The organism is Streptomyces sp. NPDC051173 (assembly GCF_040689515.1).
Lineage (GTDB): Bacteria > Actinomycetota > Actinomycetes > Streptomycetales > Streptomycetaceae > Streptomyces.
This window is the reverse complement of sequence record NZ_JBFBBD010000095.1, coordinates 1-25,230: the sequence shown is the minus strand read 5'-3', so window position 1 is coordinate 25,230 and position 25,230 is coordinate 1. Positions and strand designations below refer to the sequence as shown.

The following is a 25,230-nucleotide window of genomic DNA, read 5'->3' as shown; positions in this document are numbered from 1 at the left end:
CCGAAACTGGGGCTGCGCCCCAGACCCCGCAACACGCTTCGCGCGTTGTCCTCAAACTCCCCCAGCTACCGCTGGGAGGTGCCCCCAACGGGCTGAAAAGAAAAGAGCGGCGCACCCGGCGGGAAGAAGGGCGCACCCACCGGCCCTGACGTCACCCACCGGCGGAGGGGGTGGGGCCGGAGGGTGGGGTTCTGGAACGCGGTGCGATGTCACGGCACTCAATGCGCCTGACGGCGCCACGCACCGCGTTCCAGGTCCTCAGCCCGGAGGTCACACCCCCGGCCCGGCAACCAACACCAGCCCGGCCGGCGACTGGAGAGCTACGGCAACTCGATCCCCAGATCCCACCCCTCATGAACACCCGCACACAGACAAGCCCTCTCCCCCGTCTCCGGCAACGCGCAGACCGCCGCGAACAGGACCTCGCGCAGTCGCCCGACGTTCTCCCCGAAGACCCGCATCACCTCGTCGTGCGAGACGCCGTCACCCGTCTCCGCGCCCGCGTCGAGGTCGGTGACCAGGGACATGGACGTGTAGCAGAGGCCCAGTTCGCGGGCGAGGACCGCTTCCGGGTGGCCCGTCATGCCCACGACCGACCAGCCCTGGGCGGCGTGCCAGCGGGATTCGGCGCGGGTCGAGAAGCGGGGGCCCTCGATGACGACCATGGTGCCGCCGTCGACGGGGTTCCAGCCGTGGCCGCGGGCGACGGCCACGGCGACGGCGCGGCCGGCGGGGCAGTAGGGGTCGGCGAAGGTGGTGTGGACGACGTTGGGCACCGAGCCGTCGGGCAGGGGCTCGCCGTCGAAGAAGGTCTGTACGCGGTTCTTGGTGCGGTCCACGAGCTGGTCCGGCACGAGCAGGGTGCCCGGCCCGTACTCCGGCCGCAGCCCGCCGACCGCGCAGGGGCCGAGCACTTGGCGCACGCCGACGGAGCGCAGGGCCCACAGGTTGGCGCGGTAGTTGATGCGGTTCGGAGGCAGGTGGTGGCCGCGTCCGTGGCGGGGCAGGAAGGCGACCTTCCGTCCGGCCAGTTCACCGATGAAGAGCGAGTCGCTGGGCGACCCGTAGGGCGTCTTGACCGTGACCTCGGTCACTTCCTCCAGGAAGGAGTAGAACCCCGACCCGCCGATCACGCCTATGTCCGCCTGTGCGGTACCCATCTCGACCATGCGGCCACCCTAACGGCGCACCCGGGAACGGCAGGAGCCCGCGACCCCTCGGGGAGAGTTCGCGGGCTCCGGAGCGCCAGGGTGCGCCGTCAGGCGGCGGACGTGCTGCTGCTCGACGCGGCGGTGCTCGAAGACGAAGTCGACGCCGAAGAGGAAGACGTCGAGGAAGAAGAGGCCGACGAGGAGTCCGAGCCGCTCTTCGAGGTGGACGAGGACGTGGAAGTCTTCGCCGGGCTGCTGCTGGACGACGAGCCGCGGCTGTCGTTCCGGTAGAAGCCGGAGCCCTTGAAGACGATGCCGACCGCGGAGAACACCTTCTTCAGGCGTCCATCACAGCTCGGGCACACGGTCAGGGCGTCATCGGTGAACTTCTGCACCGCCTCGAGGCCCTCGCCGCACTCGGTGCACTGGTACTGGTAAGTCGGCACTTGATCCTCCTGGCACTCTCACTCAATGAGTGCTAACGACGCTCCATAGTGCAGTATTCCGGCGCGTCAGTCCACCGATACGGCCTCGCGGTGACCCACCCCACGTGCGGCGATGAGCGATTCGGCCTTCGGTGTGAGCGCCTTGCGCAGCGTGAGGAGGACCGCCAGGGCCAGGACCGTACCGACCAGCGGGATCAGGAATCCGGAGCTGGCGGTGTGCGAATCGATCACCCGGCCGCCGATGCTGGCACCGGCCGCCTGGCCGAGGCCGACCGCGCCGGTCAGCCAGGTGAAGGCCTCCGTACGGGCGGTCGGCGGGACGAGCGACTCCACCAGCGTGTAGCCGGTGATGAGCGCCGGGGCGATGAACAGGCCGACGAGCAGGCCGAGCCCGCCCAGCAGCGGCAGCGCGTCCGCGGCCCACAGCGGGGTGGTGGCCAGCGCCAGCAGCGGGTAGGCGACCAGCAGGCGGCGCTGCGGGCTGACCTTCCAGGCGACGGCGCCGCAGACGATGCCCGCGATCATGTTGCCGGCCGCGAACGTGCCGTACATCAGGCCGTTGAGCCCCGGCTCGCCAAGCTCCTTGGTGAAGGCCGTCATCGACACCTGCATGCCGCCGAAGACGGAACCGATGCCCAGGAAGGCGATCGCGAGGACACGGACGCCGGGCACGGACAGCGCCGAGGCGGTCTTCTCACGGCTCCCGGAGGCCGAGCGGCTCGGCACGGGCTGGGTGCGCCGCTGGGAGGCGAAGAGCAGGCCGCCGACGAGCGTCAGCACCGCCTCGGTGATCAGACCCGCGGCCGGGTGGACGCCGGTGCACAGTGCGGTGGCCAGCACCGGGCCGATCACGAAGGTGAACTCGTCGGTGACCGACTCGAAGGCCGCCGCCGTGGACATCAGCGGCGAGCCGTCCAGCTTGGCCGCCCAGCGGGCCCGGACCATCGGCCCGATCTGCGGGGTGGACGCGCCGGCGGGCACCGCCGCGGCGAACAGCGCCCACAGCGGTGCGTCCGCCAGTGCCAGGGTGATCAGCAGGGAGATCGCCGCGGCGTGCACGACCACGCCGGGCAGCAGCACCTTGCCCTGTCCGAAGCGGTCCGCGAGCTTGCCGCCCTGCGGGGCGAACAGCGCCATCGCGACACCGGCGGTCGCCGAGACGGCGCCCGCCGTGCCGTACGAGCCGGTGGTGTGCTCGACCAGCAGCAGGATGCCTATGGTCAGCATCGCGAAGGGCTGCCGGGCCAGAAAGCCGGGAAGCAGGAACGTCCAGGCGCCGCGCGTGCGCAGCAGCTGGCCGTATCCGGGTCGTGCCTCGGCGTGGTCGTTGACCGTGGATGCCACGGCCGGGCCTTTCCGCCGCCTGGTAGCGCGCACCGCACGGGACACCGCACGGAGCGCGCCGAGAGCTGTCCTCTCGCGCAGGACCGTGGTAGATGCCGTGCCGGCCGCCTTGTGTCGCGCGACCGCGGCCGCCGTGCGGTCGCGCCAGCCCTGCATCAGGCAGAGTTGGTTCGGTCAGAAAAATGGGAAATAACGAGGTTACTTCCCCTTCAGCGTACCGGGTGTCCCCAGCCAGCCCGCAAGCTTGCCTCCCTCGCTCACGGCCCGCAGCCGTTTCTCCGCCGCGTCGCGCACCGGGTCGGTGGCCACCACCAGCAGCTCGTCGCCCAGGCGCAGCACGGTCGTGGGCCCCGGTACGGAGCTCTTGCCGTCGCGTACGACGAGGGTCACAGCGGCCCCGGCGGGCAGCCGCAGCTCCCCGACCTCCACGCCGTGCATCTTCGACCCCTCGGGGACGGAGACGGACAGCAGATGGCCGCGCAGCCGCTCCAGGGGCGCCGATTCGATGCCCAGGTCCTCCGGCTCCGTCTCGCCCAGCCGCAGCCGCCTGGCGAGCCAGGGCAGCGTCGGGCCCTGCACCAGGGTGTAGACGATCACGAGCACGAAGACGATATTGAAGATCGTCCGGCTGTCGTTCACCCCGGCCACCATGGGGATGGTGGCCAGGACGATCGGCACCGCCCCGCGCAGCCCCGCCCAGGACAGCAGGACCTTCTCCTGCCAGGGCGTACGGAAGGGCGCGGTGCTCAGGAACACCGACACCGGCCGGGCGACCACGGTCAGCACCAGGCCGACGATGAGCGCGGGCAGGATGTCGTCGCCCAGCTCGTGCGGGGTGACGAGCAGGCCGAGCAGGACGAACATGCCGATCTGGGCGATCCAGCCGAGCCCCTCGGCGAAGCCGCGGGTGGCCGGCCAGTGCGGCAGTTTGGCGTTGCCGAGTATCAGCGCGGCCAGATAGACGGCCAGGAAGCCGGAGCCGTGGGCGAGCGCGCCGCCCGCGTAGGCCGCGGTCGCGATGGCCATCACGGCGATCGGGTAGAGGCCGGAGGCGGGCAGGGCGACGTGCCGCAGGCCGTACGCGCCGAGGAAGCCGATCGCGAGGCCGATGGCGGCGCCGATGGCCAGCTCCAGGGCGATGTTGCCGACCAGGACGTACCAGTGGTCGACCGGGCCTGCCGCCGAGAAGGCGACGACGAGGATGACGACGGGGGCGTCGTTGAAGCCCGACTCGGCCTCCAGGACACCCGTCAGCCGGGACGGCAGCGGAACGTTCCGCAGCACGGAGAAGACGGCCGCCGCGTCCGTCGAGGACACCACGGCGCCGATGATCAGGGCCTGCCGCCAGTCCATGCCGGCCAGGTAGTGCGCGGCCGACGCGGTGATGCCGACGCTGAGGGCGACACCGATGGTGGACAGCACGGCGGCCGACGGCAGCGCCGGTCTGACCTCGTGCCACTTCGTGCCGAGGCCGCCCTCGGCGAGGATCACGACCAGTGCGGCATAGCCGATCACCTGGGTCAGGCCGACGTCGTTGAAGTGGACGCCGATGCCGTCCTGCCCGATGGCGACGCCTATGCCCAGATAGATGAGCAGGCTGGGGAGCCCGCTGCGCGAAGAGATCCGTACCGCCGCCACTGCGACGAGCAGCACGAGAGAGCAGATCAGCAGGAGTTCGTTGAGGTGGTGGACAGTCAGGGGCCGGTCCCTTCACGAGTCTTTCCACGGATATCGGCCGAAACGTTCCTCCGGCCGACCGGAACTTCATTTCCTAACCTAATATTTTACGGGTTCTTGACGCGTGATAGCGGCCACAGCGACGTATGTCACTGTCCCGCCGGACTCCGCGTCAGGGCGTCCGGAGCGCTGCGCCTATGGTTGCTTCAGCACTCCAGGACCACCCTGCCCCTCTAAGGACAGCGATGCCCGCCAACAAGACCGGCCCTTCCGGCAAGAAGAAGTCCGGTAAGAAGAAAGGCCGCCGCGCCCGCCTGCTCGTGATCACCCTTGTGCTGCTGCTCGTGGCGGGCGTCGGCTTCGGCGCGTACTGGAGCGTCAGTACGGTCCGCGCCTCCTTCCCGGAGACCAGCGGCACGCTCCAGCTCAAGGGGCTGTCCGGACAGGTGAAGGTCGCGCGCGACGGGAACGGCATCCCGCAGATCTACGCGGACTCCGCCGAGGACCTCTTCCGCGCCCAGGGCTTCGTCCAGGCGCAGGACCGGTTCTGGGAGATGGACGTCCGCAGGCATCTGACGGCGGGCCGCCTCTCCGAGATGTTCGGCGAGGGGCAGGTGGAGACCGACGCCTTCGTCCGCACGATGGGGTGGCGGAAGGTCGCGCAGGAGGAGTACGACACCAAGCTGTCGGCGAGCACCAAGAAGGCCCTCCAGGCGTACTCCGACGGAGTCAACGCCTACCTCAAGGACCACCAGGGCAAGTCGCTGTCCGTCGAGTACGCGGCCCTGTCGTTCAAGAACGACTACAAGCCCGAGCCGTGGACGCCGGTCGACTCCGTCGCCTGGCTGAAGGCCATGGCCTGGGACCTGCGCGGCAACATGCAGGACGAGATCGACCGCTCGCTCGCCGCGACCCGGCTGAGCCCCAAGCAGATCGACCAGCTCTACCCCGCCTACCCGTACGACCGGAACAAGCCGATCGTCGACGGCGGTGCGATCGACCCGCTCAAGAAGGCGTTCGACCCCACGGCCACACCGTCCGAGAGCACGCAGACCGGCGGCACGACCGGCGCGACCGGCACGGGGGGCACGGGGGGCACGACCGGCAAGCCGGGCGGTGCGACCACGGGGGGCGCCAACGGCACCACCGGCGGCGTCGGCGGCGCGAACGGTGCCACCGGCGGGACCACCGGCGGCGCGGGCTCGGCCAACCCCACCACCGGCGGCAGCGCCGGCGGCGGGCTGCGCAGCGGCCTGTCCTCGCTCTCCAACACCCTCGACAAGATCCCGGCGCTGCTCGGCCCCTCCGGCAACGGCATCGGGTCCAACTCCTGGGTCGTCTCCGGGAAGTACACGACCACCGGCAAGCCGCTGCTGGCCAACGACCCGCACCTGGCGCCCCAGATGCCCTCGCTCTGGTACCAGATGGGCCTGCACTGCACGAAGGTCAGCGCCGCCTGCCCGTACGACGTGGCCGGCTACACCTTCTCCGGCATGCCGGGCGTGGTCATCGGCCACAACCAGAACATCGCCTGGGGCATGACCAACATGGGTGCCGACGTCTCCGACCTCTACCTGGAGAAGGTCACCGCCGGCACCTACCTCTACGACGGCAAGCAGGTCCCCTTCACCACCCGCAAGGAGACCATCAAGGTCGCGGGCGGCAAGAGCCGTGATTTCACCATCCGCTCCACCAACAGCGGACCGGTGGTCTCCGACCGCAACGACGAGCTGGGCAAGGTCGGCCAGGACGCGCCCGTGCAGGACCCCGCGCCCGACCGCGCCGAGGGCTACGCCGTGTCGCTGCGCTGGACGGCGCTCGACGCCGGCAAGAGCATGGACGCCCTGCTGGACCTGGACAAGGCCAAGGACTTCAAGGACTTCCAGAAGGCCGCCGCCGAGTTCGAGGTGCCCTCGCAGAACCTCGTCTACGCCGACACCGAGGGCAACATCGGCTACCAGGCGCCCGGCCGCATCCCCGTCCGCAAGGGCGACGGCCGCTACCCCGCGCCCGGCTGGGACCCGGCCTACAAGTGGACCGGCACCATCCCGCAGGCCGAGCTGCCCTGGGACTACAACCCCAAGCGCGGCTACATCGTGACCGCCAACCAGGCCGTCGCCGACAAGAAGTACCCCTACCAGCTGACCTCGGACTGGGGCTACGGCGCCCGCAGCCAGCGCATCAACGACCTCATCCAGTCGAAGATCAAGGACGGGGGCAAGATCTCGACGGACGACATGCAGAAGATGCAGATGGACAACACCAGCGAGATCGCCAAGCTGCTGACCCCCTACCTGCTGAAGATCGACCTCAAGGGCGACAACGAGCGCGAGACGAAGTACGTCCGCGAGGCGCAGAAGCTCCTTGAGGGCTGGGACTACACCCAGGAGGCCGACTCCGCGGCCGCCGCGTACTTCAACGCCGTGTGGCGCAACACCCTCAAGCTCTCCTTCGGCAACAAGCTGCCCAAGGAGCTGCGGGTCAAGGACCAGTGCCTGCGGGTCCGCCCGGCCAACGACTCCGGGCCGCAGGAGGACCTCGACGGCAACACCCGGCTCGTCACCGAGTGCGGCGAGCGCGACCCGGACTCGGCGCAGCCGGACGGCGGCGACCGCTGGTTCGAGGTCGTCCGCAACATCCTCGACAAGCCGGACGACGCGTGGTGGAAGACCAACGGCACCCGCGCCAACCCCGACGCCGGCGCGCACAACCGTGACGAGCTGCTGGCCCAGGCCATGAAGGACGCCCGCATGGAGCTCACCTCCAAGCTGGGCAAGGACGTCAACTCCTGGAGCTGGGGCCGCCTCCACCAGCTGAACCTCAAGAACCAGACGCTCGGCAAGGACGGCCCCGCCATCGTGCGCTGGCTGCTCAACCGCGGCCCCTGGAACCTCGCCGGCGGCGAGGCCGCGGTCAACGCGGCCGGCTGGAACGCGGCGGGCGGCTACGACGTCATCTGGGTGCCGTCGATGCGCATGGTCGTCAACCTCGGCGATCTCGACAAGTCGCGGTGGATCAACCTCACGGGGGCGTCCGGGCACGCGTACAACGCGCACTACTACGACCAGACCGACAAGTGGGCGAAGGGCGAGCTTCTCCCCTGGGCGTACAGCGCGGACGCGGTGAAGAAGGCGACGGACGCGGAACTCACGCTGAAGCCGTAGCGCTGGGCGGACGGGCTGGATTCGGCTGACCTCAGCCAAATCCAGCCCGTCCGGCGTTTGAGGACAACGCGCGAAGCGTGTTGCGGGGTCTGGGGCGAAGCCCCAGTTTCGGGAAGGGGCGGGGCTGGGGAAAAAAACCGCCGGAGGCCCTACCGCGCACCCAGGAAGCGGCGCACGCCGGACGGGGTCACCGCCGCGTCCACCGGCTGATCGTGCGGCTCCGCGGGGACCTCGGCCACCACCTCCGAGTCGTACAGCAGGACCACCCGCGCCGGAGTCCGCCCGGAGAGACGGGCCAGCACCCGGTCGTAGGACCCCCCGCCCCGCCCCAGCCGCAGGCCGCGGACGTCCACCGCCAGCCCCGGCAGCAGCACCGCGTCCGCCCCCGTCACAGCGTGCACGCCGAGGCGTTCGCCGTCCGGCTCCAGGAGGCCGCGGGAGGCGCGTACGAGGTGGCCGGGGCCGTCGTAGCGGGCCCAGTCGAGATCGTTGTCGGGCAGCAGGACCGGCAGGAGGACGCGTACGCCCCGCTCGCGCAGGGCGTCCAGCAGGGCGCGGGTCCCCGGCTCGCTCCCCACGGAGACGTAGGCGGCCACCGTTCCGGCCTCCGCGAGCTCCGGGAGACCGAGTGCGCGGCGGGCCAGGGCGGCCTCCGCGACCGCGCGGTCATCTATGGTCAACCCTGCTCTCACCGCAAGGAAAGACCGCCGCAACTCGGCCTTGTCACCCTCGTTTTTGATCACTGTTCGTACAAACTCCCTGTCTCGGGTCATACTCGGTGGAGCCTCATCTTCCGCACAATCTCAACCGTTAGTGTTCGGCCCATGACTCATTCGCGTTCTCGGATCAGCAAGGCTGTCATCCCTGCCGCCGGTCTCGGCACCCGCTTCCTGCCGGCGACCAAGGCCACGCCCAAGGAGATGCTGCCGGTCGTCGACAAGCCGGCGATCCAGTACGTGGTGGAAGAGGCCGTCCTCGCCGGCCTGTCGGACGTCCTCATGATCACAGGACGCAACAAGCGGCCGCTGGAGGACCACTTCGACCGCAATTACGAGCTGGAGGAGGCCCTGCGGCGCAAGGGCGACGAGTCCCGGCTCGCGCGGGTGCAGGAGTCCAGCGACCTGGCCACGATGCACTACGTCCGCCAGGGCGACCCCCGGGGTCTGGGGCACGCCGTGCTGTGCGCGGCCCCGCACGTGGGCAACGAGCCCTTCGCCGTCCTCCTGGGCGACGACCTCATCGACGCCCGCGACCCCCTGCTGTCGCGCATGGTCGACATCCAGCGCAAGCACGGCGGCAGCGTGATCGCCCTCATGGAGGTCGACCCCTCGCAGGTCCACCTCTACGGCTGCGCGGCCGTCAAGCCCACCGACGTCGAGGACGTCGTGGAGATCACCGGCCTGGTGGAGAAGCCCGAGCCCGCCGAGGCGCCCAGCAACTACGCCGTCATCGGCCGCTACGTCCTCGACCCGGCCGTCTTCGACGTCCTGCGCGAGACCGAGCCCGGCCGCGGCGGCGAGATCCAGCTCACCGACGCCCTCCAGGCCCTCGCGGCCGAGCCGGGGCTCGGCGGCCCCGTGCACGGCGTGGTCTTCAAGGGCCGCCGCTACGACACCGGTGACCGCGGTGACTATCTGCGTGCCATTGTCAGACTGGCATGCGAGCGTGAAGATCTAGGACCGGACTTCCGTGCCTGGCTTCGCCGTTACGTCACCGAGGAGATGTAGCACCTTGAGCAGAACCGCCGACACATCCGCCGCCGGCACGTCCCCTGACACGGCCGCGGTCGAGGAGCGCCTCTGGTCGGTGGACGAGCATCTCGACGACGTCCTGGGCCGGATCCGGCCGCTGGAGCCGATCGAGCTGCAACTGCTGGACGCCCAGGGCTGCGTGCTCGTCGAGGACGTCACCGTGCCCGCCGCCCTGCCACCCTTCGACAACAGCTCCATGGACGGCTACGCGGTCCGCACGGCGGATGTCGAGGGCGCGAGCGCCGAGTTCCCCGCGGTGCTCACCGTGATCGGTGACGTGGCCGCGGGGAGCGGCGAACTCCCCACTGTGGGGCCCGGCGAGGCCGCCCGCATCATGACCGGTGCCCCGCTGCCGCCGGGCGCCGAGGCCGTCGTGCCGGTGGAGTGGACCGACGGGGGCACCGGTGGCGGGCCCGCCACCACCATGGCCGCGCACAGCGCGGCGCCCGAAGGCGCCGCCGGCGAGGTCCGCGTCCACCGGCCCGTCGCCGCCCGCGCCCACGTGCGCGCCCGCGGCAGCGACGTCGCCGCCGGATCCCTGGCCCTGCGCTCCGGTACGGTCCTCGGCCCGCCCCAGATCGGCCTGCTCGCCGCGATCGGCCGGGCCACCGTGCGGGTGCGGCCCCGCCCCCGCGTCGTCGTCATGTCGACCGGCAGCGAGCTCGTCCAGCCGGGCACGGAGCTGGCCCCCGGCCGCATCCACGACTCCAACAGCTTCGTCCTCACCGCCTGCGCCCGTGACGCCGGTGCCATCGCCTATCGCGTCGGCGCCGTCGACGACGACGCCGAGACGCTGCGCTCCACCCTGGAGGACCAGCTCATCCGCGCCGACATGGTCGTCACCAGCGGCGGCGTCAGCGTCGGTGCCTACGACGTGGTCAAGGAGGCGCTCTCCGAGCTGGCCGGCGACGAGGGCAGCGTCTCCTTCCGCACGCTGGCCATGCAGCCGGGCAAGCCGCAGGGCTTCGGCCGTATCGGCCCCGACCGCGTCCCGCTGCTGGCCCTGCCGGGCAACCCCGTCAGCTCGTACGTTTCCTTCGAGCTCTTCGCCCGGCCCGCGATCCGCGCCCTGATGGGGCTCGAACCCCACGACCGCGCAACCGTGCGCGCCGTGTGCGCCGAGGGCGTCGCCTCCTCCCCGGCGGGCCGCCGCCAGTTCCTGCGCGCCCGGTACGAGGACGGCACGGTCGAGGTCGTCGGCGGTGCCGGGTCCCATCTGGTGAAGGCCCTCGCGGACGCCAACGCCCTCATAGTCGTCCCGGAGGACACCACCTCCGTGGAGGCGGGCACCGAGCTCGACGTGATCCTCCTCGACTGACCGGACCTGCACCGATCCGCCGCCCGCGCTGCCCGATACGGTGTCTGCCCGAACGGACCGGACCAGGAGAACGATGAGCAGCGCCCAGGACCCCCTTCCGCGGCCGACAGGCCTCACCCACCTCGACAGCGCGGGCGCGGCCCGGATGGTCGACGTCTCCGCCAAGGACGTCACCACCCGCACCGCGCGGGCGAGCGGCCGGGTGCTCGTCTCGCCCCGCGTCGTGGAGCTGCTGCGGGGTGAGGGCGTCCCCAAGGGCGACGCGCTCGCCACCGCCCGCATCGCGGGCATCATGGGGGCCAAGCGCACCCCCGAGCTGATCCCGCTCTGCCACCCGCTGGCCGTCTCGGGCGTCAAGGTCGACCTGACCGTCGACGACGACGCCGTCGGGATCCTCGCCACGGTGAAGACCACCGACCGCACGGGCGTGGAGATGGAGGCCCTGACCGCCGTCACGGTGGCCGCCCTCACGCTCGTCGACATGGTCAAGGCGGTCGACAAGGGCGCCGTGATCACGGACGTCCGGGTGGAGGAGAAGACCGGCGGCAAGTCGGGCCCGTGGACCCGGGCGGAGCGGGAAGGGGCGGGGGAGTGACGGACGCGCACGCGGGCGCCGGACGCACCGCGCCGGAGGGCCGCCGGGCCCTCGTCGTGACCGCCTCCAACCGTGCCGCCGCCGGGGTCTACGCCGACCGCGGCGGCCCGCTGCTGGTCGCCGGTCTTGAAGCCCTCGGGTTCGCCGTGGACGGCCCGCGGGTGGTCCCCGACGGCGACCCCGTCGAGGCCGCACTGCGGGACGCCGTGCGGGAGGCGTACGACGTGGTGCTGACCACCGGCGGCACCGGCATCTCGCCCACCGACCGTACCCCCGAGGCCACCCGCCGCGTCCTCGACCGCGAGATCCCCGGCATCCCCGAGGCCATCCGGGCGGAGGGGCTGGCGAAGGTCGCCACGGCCGCGCTCTCCCGGGGCCTCGCCGGGGTCGCGGGCCACACCCTGATCGTGAACCTGCCCGGCTCCACCGGCGGCGTCCGCGACGGGCTGGCCGTACTGGAGCGGATCCTCCTCCACGCCGTGGATCAGCTCCACGGCGGCGATCACCCCGGCGGCCATCCCGGCGGATACTCCGGCGGGGGAGACGCGGACGGCGCGCCCCGGCCGCCGCGCCCGCCCGCGGACGGCCCCCGGACGCCCGCATGAGCGCCTGGCCCGCCGAGCTGCGGGACGGCGATGTCCTCCTGCGGCCGATCAAGCTGCGCGACCAGCACGCCTGGCGCGAGGTCAACCGCCGCAACCGCGACTGGCTGCGCCCCTGGGAGGCCACGATCCCGCCGCCCCCGCCGGGCGGCCCGGTCACCCAGCGCCCCACCTTCCGGCAGATGGTCCGCCACCTGCGGGCCGAGGCGCACGCGGGGCGGATGCTGCCCTTCGTCATCGAGTACCAGGGGCGGCTGGCCGGTCAGCTGACCGTGGCGGGCATCACCTGGGGCTCGATGTGCTCGGCCCACATCGGCTACTGGGTCGACGCGGCCGTCGCGGGCCGGGGCGTCATGCCGACCGCCGTCGCGCTCGCCGTCGACCACTGCTTCCACCGCATCGGGCTGCACCGGGTCGAGGTGTGCATCCGGCCGGAGAACCTCCCCAGCCGGCGGGTGGTGGAGAAGCTCGACTTCCGGGAGGAGGGCCTGCGCCCCGGTTACCTCCACATCGACGGCGCCTGGCGCGATCACCTCGTCTACGCCCTGACCGCCGAGGAGGTCCCGGGCGGGCTGCTGGCGCACTGGCACCGGTCCCGGCCCAGCACCTCTCACAAATAAAATAAACGTTCGAATTTGACTGCCAATTGACAGTATTCGAGAAGTTCCGGTCCCAACAATCACAAAAAAAGTTCGAGATATCAGCCGGATCGTGCGACACACCGGGCCAATTGGCGGAATCCCTCGCGTGCACCCCTCTACGGTGTGAAGTGTGAGCAGCAGTGGCCTCATCTACGCAGTCATCGTCGGGGCCTGGGCCGCCTATCTGGTGCCGATGTGGCTCCGCAGGCAGGACGAGCTCAACGAAGCCCGTCCGACGGAACGCTTCAGCACCGCCATCCGGCTGCTGTCCGGACGGGCGGGCATGGAGCGCCGTTACGCCAAGGGTCTGGAAGGGCGCGCGACCGACGACGCGCCGGACCCCGGCGAGCCCGCGGACGCCCGCGGGCCCGAGCCGGAAGCGCCGACCGAGACGGTCGACGTCCGGCCCTTCGGCGCGCCCGCGCACCAGTCGGCCGGCGCGCCCCCCGGGGTGCCGCACCCCTCCCTGTCGGCCGCCGAGCGCGCCCGGCGCTCGAAGGTCCTCGCGCGCCGCCGCCGCACCACGGTGGTGCTCTTCCTCGCCTTCACGCTCGGCGCGGTCGTCGCGGGCGTCGGCGGGCTGGCGTTCCTGTGGGCCCCGGCCCTGCCCGCCCTGCTGCTCAGCGCGTACATCGTCTATCTGCGCACGCAGGAACGGCGCCGGTTCGTCTTCACCATGGACCAGCGCCGTGCCGAACTCGCCGCGCAGCGGCTCCGCGAGGGCCGCCCCCGCCCTCGCCAGGCGGCGCCGGACCCCGTGACCGCCGCCGCACCTCTTGAGGACACCGTCACCCACCCGGCGCCCGCGCCCGCCCCGCCCGCCGAGCCCTCGGCCACGGCGGGCCGCCGCGCGCTGGTCGAGCAGACCGACCACGCCGAGTGGGTCGACCAGCAGCGCGACCGGGGTGCGGGCGGGGGCTGGGAGCCCGTGCCGGTGCCGCTGCCGACGTACGTCACCGCGCCGGTCGCCCCGCGCGCCGGGGACAGCGTCGACCTCGGCGCCCCGGACACCTGGAGCTCGGCCCGCTCCAGCACCGCCGAACCGACCGGCCGCCGCCCCGCGGACGACCGCCGCTCCGGCCGTGGCCGCCGCCGTCCCCGCGAGCGCGGCCGCACTCCGCTGTTCGACCAGTACGCCGACGACGAGCGTCCGCGCGCCGCCAACGAGTGATCGCCGCACCCCCGCGGCCCGCGCCGCTGACCAGCGGGGGAGCGGATTTCCGAGCACCCGGATGGAGGTGCTAGAGTTTCACTCGTTGCAAGGGCCTGTGGCGCAGTCCGGTAGCGCACCTCGTTCGCATCGAGGGGGTCAGGGGTTCGAATCCCCTCAGGTCCACCGCAACGACTGTTCTTGAGTTCGCTCAGGGAGAGTTGACGAAAAGCCCGCCTGATCGTTCCGATCAGGCGGGCTTTTCGTGTTTCCGGGACTGCTCCCGCTCGCGCTCGAACCGGGCCGGTCCCGTCGGGCAGAACGAAGCTCTGGTATCGCTGCTACGTCGCCAACGCGTACGGCGACGAATGGACTTACGTCCGCACAGCAGGCGCCAGTACGGCGGGCTGGATGTCCGACGACAGCCTCACGCGGCAGAACGGACCCTCGATCCACTGCTGAGCGGACGCGGGCCCGCTTAAAGCCTCGCCGCCACCGCGTGGGCGATTCGTACGATGTCGCCCGACGGTTTCACCGGGTACGCGGGGTGGTCGCGGGTCCAGCGGTCCTCCAGGGTGAACCAGTCGACCGGCTTCGGTTTGCGGTGGCCGGACAGGGCCGTGTCCAGGGAGGTGAAGTACGTCTTCCAGCGCAGCCGGTAGAGGCCGCCGACCAGGCCCGACCACTCGCGGTTGGCGTAGTCGTGCAGCTTGCCCCGGTCGGCCGACGGGCGTGGTCCCCAGGTGGTCAGCAGGGAGACCGCGTCGTACTCCAGGCGGTCGCGCTCGGCCGCCGTCGTGCCCCAGGCACGGGCCTCGGCGATCCAACGGCCCAGCAGGTGGCCGCTGTCGGTGGCCACGGCCTGCTCCAGCAGCGACATCCAGGAGAGCCACTCGCGGGCGAGCTCGCGGAAGCGGGCCCGGTCGCCGGAGTCGAACGCGGCCTTCAGGCGCGGCAGGAGCAGCCGGGCGCGGTTGGCGACGCACTGCCGGGTCACGTCGAGGAGGTCGTAGCGGTAGGCGCTGCTGCGGCGCAGCGAGGGGGCGACGGCGAGCAGCGCGGGCAGGGCGTGTTCGAACTCGGCCGCGTCGTAGCGCAGTTGCCCCGGCGACCAGGCGGCGGCGTGGCTGACGGCGAGGTCGGGGCGGGCGGCGAAGAGGCTGTCGGCGGGCTCGCTCCAGCCGTCCGTGCGGCTGGTGCCGTAGGCGGTGCGCCGCAGGACGTCCCAGGCGCGTACGGCGTGGGCGTCGGCGGCGCCGTAGCGGTAGCGGGGCCACTCCTCGAACCAGGACGGCAGGTCCACCGGGCCGTCCGTCCAGGGCAGGTCGCCGAAGAGGGCGAGGGCCGCGGGGTTGTTGTCGGCGGCTTCGGGCATCAGGGCGATGCCGCGCAGGGCGCTGCCCTTCTTGGTGCGCCACCGGTCGTAGAGCGTCGCCCAGTCACGGGTGTTGGCGCCCATCGCGGTGTGGCCGCCGAAGTTCCAGATCGACCCGAAGGCGTACGGCGTGCCGCGCCAGTCGGCCTCCCGGTCGGTGACGTTGCCGTAGTGGTCGCTGAGGCCGTCGAGGATCAGCATCCGGGACCTGTCGACGGCGTCGAGGATCTCGCGGCGCGGGTTGCTCTGCCAGCCGAGGATGGCCCAGGTGGCGTCCGGGTGGGCGGCGCGCAGGGCCTTCTCGACGGCCCGCGCGGCGGTGCCCACGGGGACGTTCCCGGGATCGCCGCCCTCGTGCAGCAGGTCCATCTTGTACATCGACGTCGGCCCGAACAGCTCCCGCTGCACCCCGTAGAAGGTCCGCGCGACCCGGCCGAAGTGCGCGGTGCGCGGATCGAGCCAGTCGGGCCGCCGGAAGCCGCCCCAGTCGCCCTGCGGGACCGTGCGCGCACCGGGGTTGCGCCGGGTGAAGCCGGGCGGCACGGTGCCGAAATAGCCCGGCAGGACGGGCGTCATGCCCAGCTCGCGCAGCCTGCGCACGATCTTCCGGGCCAGGGCCACGCGCCGTTCCAGCAGCGCGCGGGAGACGGGCCCGCCGAAGGAGGCCATGTTCTGGAGCAGCCACCACGGCTGGTGGGCGGGGGCGGGCAGCCACTCGCGCAGTTCGGTGTCGCTGTAGCCGTACTCCGCGAACGTCCGGTGGTAGACGGCGTCGGCGCCCGCGTAGACCAGCACCTCGTTGAATCCGTGCAGCGCCAGCACATCGATTTCGCGCTCCCAGTAGTCCCACCCCTTGTACGGCCCGGCGTAGCCGTCGTTGGTGTCGTTGAGGACGAAGCGGTGCGCGACGTTCGCGGCCTTGGCCAAAGGGGTACGGACGCCGGGTAGGCGGTCGGGGAGGGCGGTCTGCGCACCGTTCCAGGAGAAGTGGGCGTGGGCCGTGTGTCTGAGATACCAGTGGAATCCGGTCAGTTGCACCGCCGGGGTGCTGCCCTCCACCAGGAGCGCGCCCGGTCCGCCGGAGACCCGGAAGACGTCCGCGCCGCCCTTGCGGGGCACCGTGCGGAAGGTGACCTGGGAGTGGTGGCGGGGCAGCAGCCGCGCGAGTGCGGCGGCGGCACCGGCGGCACCGGAAGCGCTGCCGGCCGCGGCCGCCGGCCCGGCCGCACCGAGCGCGGCGGATCCGGCGAGTGCGCACAGGAGCGTACGACGGGCGACATGCATGAGTGACCTCCACCGTGACACCGCGGCGACCGGACCGGACCACTTGAGCCCGGTGATCCTACGAGCTGACAAGCGACATCGGGCAAGGGCGCGGTCGGCAAACCAGCCAGGCCGGTTACATTTGGCCCGAATGGCCTCACCGGACGGCCCTGACCTGCTAGAGCCCGTCCGGAGCCCGGGGACGCTCCCCACCCGCAGCACCGCCCACAAGATCCGCGGACCCGGCCCAGGCCGTCTCCGCCCGACCGGCCTGAGGAGACTCGTGCGCACGCTGCGAACGCCGATCGCGACCCTCGGCGCCCTGGCCCTCGCCCTGGGGCTGCTGGGCGCGCTGTGCGGCTGCGCGGAACCGGACGGGCTCAAGGTGGAGGGCCCCGCGCCGAGCCCCTCGCCGGGCACCGGCACGGTCTACGTCTCCGAGGGCGCGGGCCGGCCGCCGCTGCGCAGCCCCGCCACGTTCACCGCCTCCGGCACCGTCCGCCTCACCGGGCTGCGCTGGAGCAGCTGGGGCGGGTCGACCGCCGAGGGCACCGGCAAGGTCGGCGGCGCCTGGTGCGCGCCCGGCTGCGCCACCGTGCCGTACGACGCCAGGGTCACGCTCGGCGGCCTCGTGCGGCAGGACCGGTCCGCCTACTACAGCCGCGCCACGGTCGACGTCGAGGGCCTGCCGTCCGAGCAGCGGGCGGAGCTGCGCGACCTGCGGCTCCACATACCCAAGCGTTAGCCGCCGAGGAGCCTTCAGCCATGGGACTGCGTACGAAGATCGGCGTGGCCATCACCGCCACCGCCGCCCTGGTCGCCGTCATCATGGGCCTCGTCGTGCACCACCGCACCGCCCGGACCCAGCTCGACACCGCGCGCGACTCCCTCGACTCCCGGCTCGGCGCCGCCGTCGAGGACCACGCCGCGGGCTTCGACCGGCCCCACACCCTGATCAACCCCGCCGGGATACCCGGGCCGCTGCGGAAGGCCGTCGACAGGGGCAAGCGCGCCACCTATCTGGACCGCAGCGGCCCCGAACCGACGCTCTGGGCGGGCAGCCGCCTCGGCAACGATGTCATCGTCCTCAAGCACCCCTACACCCGGCAGATGCGCAACCTCCAGGACCTCGACGAGGTGCTCTGGCTGGCCGGCGGCCTCGGCACCGCCTTCGCCTGCGTCGTCGGCGTGGGCCTCGCGACCGTGGCCGGCCGCCGCCTCAACGCCTCCGCCCGCACCGCCGAGCGCATCGCCGACGGCGACCTCACCGCCCGTCTCGGACCCAGGGGCGGCAAGGACGAGATCGCCCGGCTGATCGTCGCGGTCAACACCATGGCCGACGCCCTCGCCGCCCGCCTCCAGGCCGAACGCGAAGTGACCTCGAACATCGCGCACGAACTGCGCACGCCCGTGGCCGGCCTCGTGACCGCCGCCGCGCTGCTGCCGCCCGGCCGCCCCGCCGACATGGTCAGCGAACGCGCCCGGCGGCTGAGCGGGCTCATGGAGGACGTCCTGGAGGTCGCCCGCCTCGACGGCTCCACCGAGCACGCGGAGACCGACGTACGGGCGCTCGGCGAGCTCACCCGCCGGGCGGTGCGCGCCACCGCCGTCCCCGAAGGCGCCGTGGTCGAGGTGCGCGTCCTGCGCGAGGGCCTCGTCGAGACCGACGGGCGGCGCGTCGAACGGATCCTCGCCAACCTCGTCACCAACGCCTTCCGGCACGGCGCCGCGCCGGTCGTCGCCGAGGTCGACGGCGCCGTCGTCCGCGTACGCGACAGCGGCCCCGGCTTCCCGCCTCGGCTGCTCAGCGGCGGGCCGCAGCGCTTCCGTACGGGCTCCCGCAGCGGCCTCGGCCTCGGGCTGACCATCGCCGCCGGGCAGGCCCGCGTCCTGGGCGCGCGGCTGACCTTCGCCAACCCCGACGGCGGCGGCGCGGAGGCCGTCCTCGACCTCACCGCGTCCGTGTGCGAGCGGGAGCACGGGGGGAGCCCGTGAGAATGCGGCCCGGCCGGGCAGGCGCAACAGTGGAAGGCACCACCTGAGCCGACGCACGGGAGCGGTCACGATGGACGAGCACGTCCTGTTCATGAATGTCGACGGCCCGCACGACGGGCGGCGCGCCCTCGACGCGCTCCGCCAAGCGCACGCCGACGGCGACATCAAACTGCGCGAGGCCACGGTGATCAGCCGGGACGCGGAGGGCGACCTCGACTTCCCCGACACCGAGGACAACACCGGCACCGCCCGCGGCTTCGCCGTCGGCAGCCTGGTCGGCGGCCTCGTCGGCATCCTCGGCGGCCCGCTCGGCATCATGATCGGCTTCGGCGCGGGCGGCCTCATCGGAGGCGCGCACGACGCGCGCGACGCGACGGCGGCCAACGCCGCCGTCGAGATGCTGGCGGCGGAGGTTCCGCCGGGGAGCACGGTGCTCATCGCGGAGGTGGGGGAGGACCGGGCGGATGTCCTGGATTCGGCGCTGTCGCCGTTCGGGACGGGGCTGGAGCGGTATCCGGCGGAGCGGGTGCGGGAATTGGTGGAGGCGGCGATTGCGGAGCGGCCGTCTGGGGGCGGCTGATCGCCGCCTGCGGCGGGCTTTTCCCCTACCCGCCCCTTCCCGAAACTGGGGCTGCGCCCCAGACCCGGCAACACGGCTTCGCCGCGTTGTCCTCAAACGCCGGACGGGCTGAAACCAGCCCCGGACCTCTGGTCAACCGAGACGCTTCGTGAAGCACCGGCTCTCCGGGGAATTGCGGTACAGGCCGAATTTCCGCTCCGCAGGGACCGGGGCATAGCCGCACGAACCGTAGAGCGCTATCGCCTCCGGCTGCATCGTCCCCGTCTCCAGGACCATCCGCCGCCGGCCGGCCGCCGTCGCGTCCGCCTCCAGGGCGGCCAGTATCCGCCGTGCCAGGCCGCGCCCCCGCGCGCTCCGCACCACGTACATCCGCTTCAGCTCCGCGTCACCGTCCGCGTACCCCTCGTCGTTCGCCTCCTGCGAACGCCAGCCGCCGGTGGCGAGCGGCGTGCCGTCGTCCTCGTACGCGATGAGATATAGGCCACGCGGCGGGTCGAACTGGGCCGGGTCCATGGGGGTGAGATCACCGTCGCCGTAGCGCTCCGCGTACTCCAGCTGCACCTGGTCAGTGAGCTTCACGGCGTCCGGGTGGTCGTAGGCGACGGGAACGATGCGCATTCAACGGATCGTACGGGCGTACGGACGGGTGCGGCAGGCGTGTCGTGGAAGTCGGTATCGTGCCGGAATGCTCACCGTGACCTCCGTGAATGTGAACGGCCTGCGCGCCGCCGCCAAGAAGGGCTTCGTCGACTGGCTGGCCGCCACCGAGGCCGACGTCGTCTGCCTCCAGGAAGTACGCGCGGAGGCCCACCAGCTTCCCGAGGACGTGCGCGAGCCCGCCGGCTGGCACACCGTGCACGCCCCGGCGGCCGCGAAGGGCCGCGCCGGCGTCTCGGTCTACTCCCGGCGCGAGCCGGACGCGGTGCGCGTCGGCTTCGGCTCGGCCGAGTTCGACGGCAGCGGCCGCTACGTGGAGATCGACCTGCCCGGCGTCACGGTCGCCAGCCTCTACCTCCCCTCCGGCGAGGTCGGCACGGAGCGGCAGGACGAGAAGGAACGCTTCATGGCCGAGTTCCTGCCCTACCTCGTCGCGCTGCGCGCGCGGGCGGCAACGGACGGGCGTGAGGTGCTGGTCTGCGGCGACTGGAACATCGCCCACACCGAGGCCGACCTCAAGAACTGGAAGGCCAACCGCAAGAGCGCGGGCTTCCTCCCCGAGGAACGCGCCTGGCTGACCGAGGTCTTCGGGGAGTACGTGGACGTGGTCCGCGCCCTGCACCCCGGCGTCGACGGCCCGTACTCCTGGTGGTCCTACCGGGGCCGCGCCTTCGACAACGACTCGGGCTGGCGCATCGACTACCACGTGGCGACGGCAGGCCTCGCGGAGCGCGCGGTGAAGGCCGTGGTGGAGCGGGCGGCGAGCCATGACCTCCGCTGGTCGGACCACGCGCCGGTGACGGCGGTGTACGAGCTCTAGCCCGACGGGAGGGCAGCGGGGCACGGTTCGAGTGCGTGTCCCGTACGCCCTCGCTCACTGACTGCGCGGCGATAGGCTGCACAAGGCGGACCCCCGCACCAGGAAGCACGGGCCGGACGGATGGAGGGGCACGATGACCACAGCTGCCGTGGGTGAGCCCGGCGTCCCGCCCATGCCGGAGAGAACCCCGAAGGCCCTCCGCGAAGCCATCGCTCAGCACGCCCCCCAGCTGCTGCCCGATTTCGACGCTCACTGGAAGCGGTACGTCGCCGACGCGTACGACATCAGCACCGTGCCCGCCTTCATGGCCCGGTGGTGGGGTGAGTACGCGATTGCCCGCGACCCGCGGCTCGACGCCCATGTCACCGGCCCCGAACACCGCGCCGCCTACGAGTGCACCGACCCCACGGAAGCCAGAGCACTCCTGGAAGAAGCGTCCAACATCCGCCACATGGCAGCCCGCACGGAGCCCGGCCGGTGACCGACGGGTTCATGGGCCCGCCCTGGCAGATGGACTGGACCCTCAAGGCCCAGGCGGCACGCGACGCGCTGCCCGAGCGCGTGCGGAAGATCATCGACGCGGCCCGTGCGGAGCTGGTCACGGCGGACGACCCGTACTTTCGCGGGATCGACGCGGATGCCGGCATGTCCGAGGACATGTTCGTCGAACCCGCCAGGTCCAGCGATCCGAAGGGCCCTCGCATTCTGCACTTCGACTGCGGGCACGGCTGGTTGAAGTACACGTTCGTGCGGCGGACCGAAGACCCGCAGATCGTTTGTGGAAGAGGTCTTCTGGCAGTGACCGGTCCGTACCCGGACCGGTGAGCGCTTCCGTGAGATGCGCCCCGCCTCACCCCTCCCCCTCTCCCAGCCACTCCGCCAGTTCCGCCCGTACCCGTCGGTCCATCGCCAGTGACACCTCCGCCTCCACCACCGCCCGTGCGATCGGGCGGAGGCGGTCCAAGGCCTCTGTCACCCGGGGGAGTTCCTCGGGTGCCGCGTCGGAGAGGACGTGCGCGCGGATCAGGGCCGTGAGCGTCTCGGCGAGCGCGTCCGCGTGGGCGCGGATCTCGCGGCCTGCGGAGAGGATCGCCGGGAGGGGGACGCCGTGCCGGATCAGGGCCGTGGAGGCGTCGAGGAGGCGGCGGCTGACGTGGACGAGTTCGTCGCCGTCGACGGTGAGATAGCCGATGTCTAGGGAGGCGGCGAGGTTCTCCGGGGTGACCTCGCCCTCGAAGTGGCCGGCCAGTTCCTCGGGGGTGAGCCGCACCGGGGTCTCCTCGGACCAGGGCGTGCCCAGCGCGCCGCCCAGGCCCGGGAGTTCACCGGCGCGGCGCCCGTCCTCGAAGGCGGTGAGCAGCTCCGCGATCCCGCCGAGGGTGTGCCCCCGCTCCAGCAGCGCGCCGATCGTGCGCAGTCGCGCGAGGTGGTGGGGGCCGTACCAGGCGATGCGGCCCTCGCGGCGCGGCGCGGGGACCAGCTTCTTCTCGCGGTAGAAGCGGAGGGTCCGCACGGTGATGCCGGCGGCCTCGGCCAGCTCCGCCGTACGGTATGCGCGTCGCGCGCTGTCGTCCGTGGTCACGCGGGCAGCCTAAGCCGTGTCCGGCGGGCACTTGCCGGGCTGCGGAGGGTTCGCCGCCACCGCGCCCCGGCCACCCCTGACCCACGGTAACTTCCTTGCCCCGCACCCCTATCGCTCGCGCGGGCGCTACCTTACGCTCGCGACTGTGCCAGTGAACGCTGGCGCGGTGGAGCGGCTTCGGGAGGCGGCGGTATGGCCGAGCACGAGCGCCAGCGCGAGCACGTACGGGTGGCGGTGATCGGGTCCGGATTCGGCGGGCTGGGCGCGGCGGTGCGGCTCCGCCGCGAGGGCATCACCGACTTCGTGGTCCTGGAGCGCGCCGGCTCCGTCGGCGGCACCTGGCGGGACAACACCTACCCCGGCTGTGCCTGCGACGTGCCCTCGCACCTCTACTCCTTCTCCTTCGCCCCCAACCCCGCCTGGCCGCGCAACTTCTCCGGTCAGCCCCACATCCGCGCCTATCTGGAGCGGGTCACCGACACCTTCGGCATCCGGCCCCACCTGCGCTTCGACTCCCAGGTGCGGGGCATGCGCTGGGACGCCGGCCGCCTGCTGTGGGAGCTCGACACCGCCTCCGGCCCGCTCACCGCCGACGTCGTGGTCTCCGCGGCCGGCCCGCTCTCCGAGCCGAGGATCCCCGACGTGCCGGGCCTGGACACCTTCCCCGGCAAGGTCTTCCACTCCTCCCGCTGGGACCACGACTACGACCTGCGGGGCAAGCGCGTCGCCGTGGTCGGCACGGGCGCCTCGGCCATCCAGATCGTGCCCGAGATCCAGCCGGACGTGACGAGGCTGACGCTCTTCCAGCGCACCCCGGCCTGGGTCGTGCCGCGCGCCGACCGCCCGATCACCAGAGCCGAGAAGTGGCTGCACGCCAAGGTCCCCGCGACCCGCGTACTGCGCCGCGGAACGCTGTGGGGGATAAGGGAGTTACAGGTCGGCCTGTTCACCAAGCGGCCGTCCGAACTCCGCTTCTTGGAGCGGCTCGCGGCCTCCCACCTGCGCAAGGCCGTCGAGGACCCGGCGCTGCGGGAGGCCCTGACCCCCCGCTACCGCATCGGCTGCAAGCGCATCCTGCTCTCCAACGACTACTACCCCGCGCTCACCCGCCCCAACGTGGACGTGGTGACGTCCGGGCTCGCCGAGGTGCGCGGCTCCACGCTGGTCGCCGCCGACGGCACCGAGACCGAGGCCGACGCGATCGTCTTCGGCACCGGCTTCCGGGTCACGGACCAGCCCATCGGCAAGCTGGTCACCGGCGCCGACGGCCGTAAGCTCGCCGAGGCGTGGCAGGACGGCATGGCCGCGCTGCGCGGCGCCACCGTCGCAGGGTTCCCCAACTTCATGACGATCATCGGCCCCAACACGGGCCTCGGCAACGGCTCGATGGTCTTCATCATCGAGTCGCAGCTGAACTACCTCGTCGACTACATGCGGCAGTTGGAGATCCTCGGCGGCCCCTCGCACAAGGTGGCGCTCGACGCCCGCCCGTCCGCGGTGGGAGCCTGGAACCGCAGGCTCCAGGCACGGCTGGAGCGTTCGGTCTGGAACACCGGGTGCGACAGCTGGTACCTCGACGCGGCCGGCCGCAACACCACCGTCTGGCCCGGCTCCACCACCGAATTCCGCAAGGTCACCCGACAGGTGGACCTCATGGAGTACCAAGTGATGCGCGTCCCCGACACCGCCGGCCGCACCCGTGCCGTCGCGGAGGCCGCCCGATGAGCCGTGTGCCGCTGGACGGCCAGGTCGCCGTCGTCACCGGCGCCGCGCGCGGCATCGGCGCCCGACTGGCCCGCAAACTCTCGGCCCGCGGCGCCCGGGTCGCGCTGGTGGGCCTGGAGGAGGGCGAGCTGCGCCGCGTCGCCGGCTCGCTCCACGAGGACGCCGCGCACTGGTACGCCGACGTCACCGACCACGAGGCGATGACGTCGGTGGCCCACGAGGTCAAGGCCCGCTTCGGCAAGGTGGACATCGTGGTCGCCAACGCCGGGGTCGCCACCGGCGGCCCGCTGGAGGGCTCCGACCCCGGCTCCTGGCGGCGCGTCGTCGAGGTCAACCTCGTCGGCAGCGCCGTCACCGGCCGCGCCTTCCTGCCCGCACTCGCCGAGAGCCGCGGCTATCTGCTCCAGATCGCGTCGTTCGCGGCGATCAGCCCGGCACCGATGATGACGGCGTACTGCGCGTCGAAGGCGGGCGTCGAGGCGTACGCGCACTGCCTGCGCGCCGAGGTCGGCCACCGGGGCGTACGGGTCGGCGTCGGCTATCTGAGCTGGACGGACACCGACATGGTGCGCGGGGCCGACGAGGATCCGGCGATGCGGAAGGCACGTGAGCGGCTGCCGTGGCCCGCGAACCGCACCTACCCCCTCGGCCCGGCCGTCGACCGGCTGGTCGCGGGCATCGAACGGCGCTCCGCGCACGTCTACGGGCAGGGGTGGCTGCGTGCGACGCAGCCCGTGCGCGGCCTGCTGCCCGCGCTGATCGCCGTGGGCGCCCGCCGCGAGATGCGCCGCCTCGCACCCGAACTGTCGGGCAGGCGCGCGGGACTTGTGGGCGCCGGGGGAGCGGCCGACGAGAAGGCGCGGGCCGGGGGTAGCGGAGGGTAGTCGCACGATGTGCGGCCCGTGAGGGCGCGTGCCACGCTGTTCCGGGGGCGGTTCGGCGCCCTCCCACACCCCCCACGAGGAGTGAACAGCATGGGCATCAAGGACGAGATGCAGGCCAAGGCCCAGCAGGCCAAGCAGAAGATGCAGGGCAAGCAGGACGAGGCGAAGCAGCGCGGCCAGAGCGAGCAGGAGCGCCTGCGCCGGCGCGCGGAGCAGGCCAGGCAGCAGGGGCAGCAGTCCTTCGACGACATCCAGGACGACGACATCACCTGACGCTTGCGCTGTGCGGGGCGGGTCCGGGCTCAGCCACGGACCCGCTTTCGGCTTTGCCGCCTGCGGCGGGCTTGTTCCCCAGCCCCGCCCCTTCCCGGAACCGGGGGCAAGCCCCCAGACCCCCGAAGCACGCTTCGCGCGCTGTCCTCAAACGCCGGACGGGCTGAATTTCGCTGGTTACGGTCCGCGAAACCTACTTCGAGGACGACGAGGGCCACACCGCCGTCGTCACCCAGG

At 72.2% G+C, this 25,230-nt stretch carries 24 protein-coding genes and 1 tRNA gene; 17 read left to right on the top strand and 8 right to left on the bottom strand.

All coding sequences use genetic code 11. The features are described 5' to 3' along the window. Positions 1-320: 320 nt before the first annotated feature. The 4 genes from AB0435_RS30825 to AB0435_RS30810 form a co-directional block, all read right to left on the bottom strand. The gene (locus AB0435_RS30825; RefSeq protein ID WP_366005398.1) at positions 321-1,169 is read right to left on the bottom strand and encodes an S-methyl-5'-thioadenosine phosphorylase; all 849 of its coding nucleotides are present in this window, start codon (positions 1,167-1,169) and stop codon (positions 321-323) included. Between the two features lie 89 nt (positions 1,170-1,258). After that, complete coding sequence (locus AB0435_RS30820) at positions 1,259-1,597, bottom strand: FmdB family zinc ribbon protein (RefSeq protein ID WP_366005397.1); 339 nt, start codon at positions 1,595-1,597, stop codon at positions 1,259-1,261. 66 nt (positions 1,598-1,663) lie between these two features. Then, on the bottom strand, positions 1,664-2,941 hold the full coding sequence (locus tag AB0435_RS30815; RefSeq protein ID WP_366428463.1) for an MFS transporter: 1,278 nt from the start codon (positions 2,939-2,941) through the stop codon (positions 1,664-1,666). Between the two features lie 198 nt (positions 2,942-3,139). Continuing rightward, positions 3,140-4,639: a potassium/proton antiporter gene (locus AB0435_RS30810; RefSeq protein ID WP_366005400.1), complete on the bottom strand. Its 1,500-nt coding sequence runs from the start codon at positions 4,637-4,639 to the stop codon at positions 3,140-3,142. Positions 4,640-4,863: 224 nt separating this feature from the next. Between AB0435_RS30810 and AB0435_RS30805 the strand changes: the two genes are divergently transcribed. Then, complete coding sequence (locus tag AB0435_RS30805) at positions 4,864-7,782, top strand: penicillin acylase family protein (RefSeq protein WP_366428462.1); 2,919 nt, start codon at positions 4,864-4,866, stop codon at positions 7,780-7,782. A gap of 149 nt (positions 7,783-7,931) precedes the next feature. Here AB0435_RS30805 and AB0435_RS30800 read toward each other — a convergent pair whose 3' ends face one another. After that, complete coding sequence (locus AB0435_RS30800; RefSeq protein WP_366005394.1) at positions 7,932-8,555, bottom strand: 5-formyltetrahydrofolate cyclo-ligase; 624 nt, start codon at positions 8,553-8,555, stop codon at positions 7,932-7,934. A 51-nt stretch (positions 8,556-8,606) separates the two neighbouring features. Here AB0435_RS30800 and galU point away from each other — a divergent pair, with 51 nt between their 5' ends. The 7 genes from galU (at position 8,607) to AB0435_RS30765 (ending at position 14,025) form a co-directional block, all read left to right on the top strand. Next, a complete protein-coding gene (gene galU / locus AB0435_RS30795; protein WP_366005393.1) occupies positions 8,607-9,509 on the top strand; it encodes a UTP--glucose-1-phosphate uridylyltransferase GalU in 903 nt (300 codons plus the stop codon). 4 nt (positions 9,510-9,513) lie between these two features. Next, entirely contained in the window at positions 9,514-10,851 is a 1,338-nt protein-coding gene (gene glp, locus AB0435_RS30790) for a gephyrin-like molybdotransferase Glp (RefSeq protein WP_366428461.1), read from the top strand. A 73-nt stretch (positions 10,852-10,924) separates the two neighbouring features. Beyond that, positions 10,925-11,446 carry a cyclic pyranopterin monophosphate synthase MoaC gene (gene moaC / locus AB0435_RS30785; protein WP_366005391.1) on the top strand — a complete coding sequence of 174 codons (522 nt, stop codon included), beginning with the start codon at positions 10,925-10,927 and terminating at the stop codon, positions 11,444-11,446. Then, entirely contained in the window at positions 11,443-12,051 is a 609-nt protein-coding gene (locus tag AB0435_RS30780) for a MogA/MoaB family molybdenum cofactor biosynthesis protein (RefSeq protein ID WP_366005390.1), read from the top strand. The genes moaC and AB0435_RS30780 overlap by 4 nt, the downstream gene beginning before the upstream one ends. Further along, a complete protein-coding gene (locus AB0435_RS30775) occupies positions 12,048-12,668 on the top strand; it encodes a GNAT family protein (protein WP_366005389.1) in 621 nt (206 codons plus the stop codon). Before AB0435_RS30780 ends, AB0435_RS30775 begins: the two co-directional genes overlap by 4 nt. Positions 12,669-12,819: 151 nt before the next feature. Continuing rightward, positions 12,820-13,860, top strand: a complete 1,041-nt coding sequence (locus tag AB0435_RS30770) for a hypothetical protein (protein ID WP_366005388.1) — start codon at positions 12,820-12,822, stop codon at positions 13,858-13,860. Positions 13,861-13,951: 91 nt separating this feature from the next. Next, positions 13,952-14,025 (top strand) — tRNA-Ala (locus tag AB0435_RS30765). Between the two features lie 292 nt (positions 14,026-14,317). Here AB0435_RS30765 and AB0435_RS30760 read toward each other — a convergent pair. Next, positions 14,318-16,498 (bottom strand): alpha-N-acetylglucosaminidase, encoded by a 2,181-nt coding sequence (locus AB0435_RS30760; protein WP_366428460.1) that lies wholly within the window; start codon positions 16,496-16,498, stop codon positions 14,318-14,320. Between the two features lie 262 nt (positions 16,499-16,760). Here AB0435_RS30760 and AB0435_RS30755 point away from each other — a divergent pair, with 262 nt between their 5' ends. The 3 genes from AB0435_RS30755 to AB0435_RS30745 all read left to right on the top strand — a co-directional run bounded on the left by AB0435_RS30755 (position 16,761) and on the right by AB0435_RS30745 (position 19,052). After that, on the top strand, positions 16,761-17,222 hold the full coding sequence (locus AB0435_RS30755) for a hypothetical protein (RefSeq protein WP_366428459.1): 462 nt from the start codon (positions 16,761-16,763) through the stop codon (positions 17,220-17,222). A gap of 20 nt (positions 17,223-17,242) precedes the next feature. After that, on the top strand, positions 17,243-18,472 hold the full coding sequence (locus AB0435_RS30750) for a HAMP domain-containing sensor histidine kinase (protein WP_366428458.1): 1,230 nt from the start codon (positions 17,243-17,245) through the stop codon (positions 18,470-18,472). A gap of 70 nt (positions 18,473-18,542) precedes the next feature. Continuing rightward, entirely contained in the window at positions 18,543-19,052 is a 510-nt protein-coding gene (locus AB0435_RS30745; RefSeq protein WP_366428457.1) for a DUF1269 domain-containing protein, read from the top strand. 132 nt (positions 19,053-19,184) lie between these two features. Here the strand turns inward: AB0435_RS30745 and AB0435_RS30740 are convergent, their stop codons facing one another. Then, the gene (locus AB0435_RS30740) at positions 19,185-19,670 is read right to left on the bottom strand and encodes a GNAT family N-acetyltransferase (RefSeq protein ID WP_366428456.1); all 486 of its coding nucleotides are present in this window, start codon (positions 19,668-19,670) and stop codon (positions 19,185-19,187) included. A 67-nt stretch (positions 19,671-19,737) separates the two neighbouring features. Here AB0435_RS30740 and AB0435_RS30735 point away from each other — a divergent pair, with 67 nt between their 5' ends. The 3 genes from AB0435_RS30735 (at position 19,738) to AB0435_RS30725 (ending at position 21,354) form a co-directional block, all read left to right on the top strand. Beyond that, on the top strand, positions 19,738-20,529 hold the full coding sequence (locus tag AB0435_RS30735; RefSeq protein ID WP_366428455.1) for an exodeoxyribonuclease III: 792 nt from the start codon (positions 19,738-19,740) through the stop codon (positions 20,527-20,529). Positions 20,530-20,662: 133 nt separating this feature from the next. Then, on the top strand, positions 20,663-21,010 hold the full coding sequence (locus AB0435_RS30730; protein ID WP_366005377.1) for a hypothetical protein: 348 nt from the start codon (positions 20,663-20,665) through the stop codon (positions 21,008-21,010). After that, positions 21,007-21,354: a hypothetical protein gene (locus AB0435_RS30725; RefSeq protein WP_366428454.1), complete on the top strand. Its 348-nt coding sequence runs from the start codon at positions 21,007-21,009 to the stop codon at positions 21,352-21,354. Before AB0435_RS30730 ends, AB0435_RS30725 begins: the two co-directional genes overlap by 4 nt. 25 nt (positions 21,355-21,379) lie before the next feature. On the opposite strand, the gene AB0435_RS30720 is transcribed toward AB0435_RS30725, so the two are convergent. Beyond that, entirely contained in the window at positions 21,380-22,111 is a 732-nt protein-coding gene (locus AB0435_RS30720) for a MerR family transcriptional regulator (protein WP_366005375.1), read from the bottom strand. A gap of 192 nt (positions 22,112-22,303) precedes the next feature. Between AB0435_RS30720 and AB0435_RS30715 the strand changes: the two genes are divergently transcribed. From AB0435_RS30715 to AB0435_RS30705, 3 genes are all read left to right on the top strand, one after another. Next, on the top strand, positions 22,304-23,836 hold the full coding sequence (locus AB0435_RS30715; protein ID WP_366428453.1) for an NAD(P)/FAD-dependent oxidoreductase: 1,533 nt from the start codon (positions 22,304-22,306) through the stop codon (positions 23,834-23,836). Next, complete coding sequence (locus AB0435_RS30710) at positions 23,833-24,720, top strand: SDR family oxidoreductase (protein WP_366428452.1); 888 nt, start codon at positions 23,833-23,835, stop codon at positions 24,718-24,720. Before AB0435_RS30715 ends, AB0435_RS30710 begins: the two co-directional genes overlap by 4 nt. A 90-nt stretch (positions 24,721-24,810) precedes the next feature. After that, positions 24,811-24,993: a hypothetical protein gene (locus AB0435_RS30705; RefSeq protein ID WP_366428451.1), complete on the top strand. Its 183-nt coding sequence runs from the start codon at positions 24,811-24,813 to the stop codon at positions 24,991-24,993. Positions 24,994-25,230 lie beyond the last annotated feature (237 nt).

What these genes read in the sequence shown, in the direction of transcription:
- AB0435_RS30710 (WP_366428452.1), top strand. Translation starts at nt 23,833, where the DNA reads ATGAGCCGTGTGCCGCTGGACGGCCAGGTCGCCGTCGTCACCGGCGCC.
- galU (WP_366005393.1), top strand. Translation starts at nt 8,607, where the DNA reads ATGACTCATTCGCGTTCTCGGATCAGCAAGGCTGTCATCCCTGCCGCC.
- AB0435_RS30750 (WP_366428458.1), top strand. Translation starts at nt 17,243, where the DNA reads ATGGGACTGCGTACGAAGATCGGCGTGGCCATCACCGCCACCGCCGCC.
- AB0435_RS30735 (WP_366428455.1), top strand. Translation starts at nt 19,738, where the DNA reads ATGCTCACCGTGACCTCCGTGAATGTGAACGGCCTGCGCGCCGCCGCC.
- AB0435_RS30705 (WP_366428451.1), top strand. Translation starts at nt 24,811, where the DNA reads ATGGGCATCAAGGACGAGATGCAGGCCAAGGCCCAGCAGGCCAAGCAG.
- AB0435_RS30745 (WP_366428457.1), top strand. Translation starts at nt 18,543, where the DNA reads ATGGACGAGCACGTCCTGTTCATGAATGTCGACGGCCCGCACGACGGG.
- AB0435_RS30825 (WP_366005398.1), bottom strand. Translation starts at nt 1,169, where the DNA reads ATGGTCGAGATGGGTACCGCACAGGCGGACATAGGCGTGATCGGCGGG.
- AB0435_RS30730 (WP_366005377.1), top strand. Translation starts at nt 20,663, where the DNA reads ATGACCACAGCTGCCGTGGGTGAGCCCGGCGTCCCGCCCATGCCGGAG.
- AB0435_RS30775 (WP_366005389.1), top strand. Translation starts at nt 12,048, where the DNA reads ATGAGCGCCTGGCCCGCCGAGCTGCGGGACGGCGATGTCCTCCTGCGG.
- AB0435_RS30760 (WP_366428460.1), bottom strand. Translation starts at nt 16,498, where the DNA reads ATGCATGTCGCCCGTCGTACGCTCCTGTGCGCACTCGCCGGATCCGCC.
- AB0435_RS30805 (WP_366428462.1), top strand. Translation starts at nt 4,864, where the DNA reads ATGCCCGCCAACAAGACCGGCCCTTCCGGCAAGAAGAAGTCCGGTAAG.
- AB0435_RS30715 (WP_366428453.1), top strand. Translation starts at nt 22,304, where the DNA reads ATGGCCGAGCACGAGCGCCAGCGCGAGCACGTACGGGTGGCGGTGATC.
- AB0435_RS30800 (WP_366005394.1), bottom strand. Translation starts at nt 8,555, where the DNA reads ATGACCCGAGACAGGGAGTTTGTACGAACAGTGATCAAAAACGAGGGT.
- AB0435_RS30740 (WP_366428456.1), bottom strand. Translation starts at nt 19,670, where the DNA reads ATGCGCATCGTTCCCGTCGCCTACGACCACCCGGACGCCGTGAAGCTC.
- moaC (WP_366005391.1), top strand. Translation starts at nt 10,925, where the DNA reads ATGAGCAGCGCCCAGGACCCCCTTCCGCGGCCGACAGGCCTCACCCAC.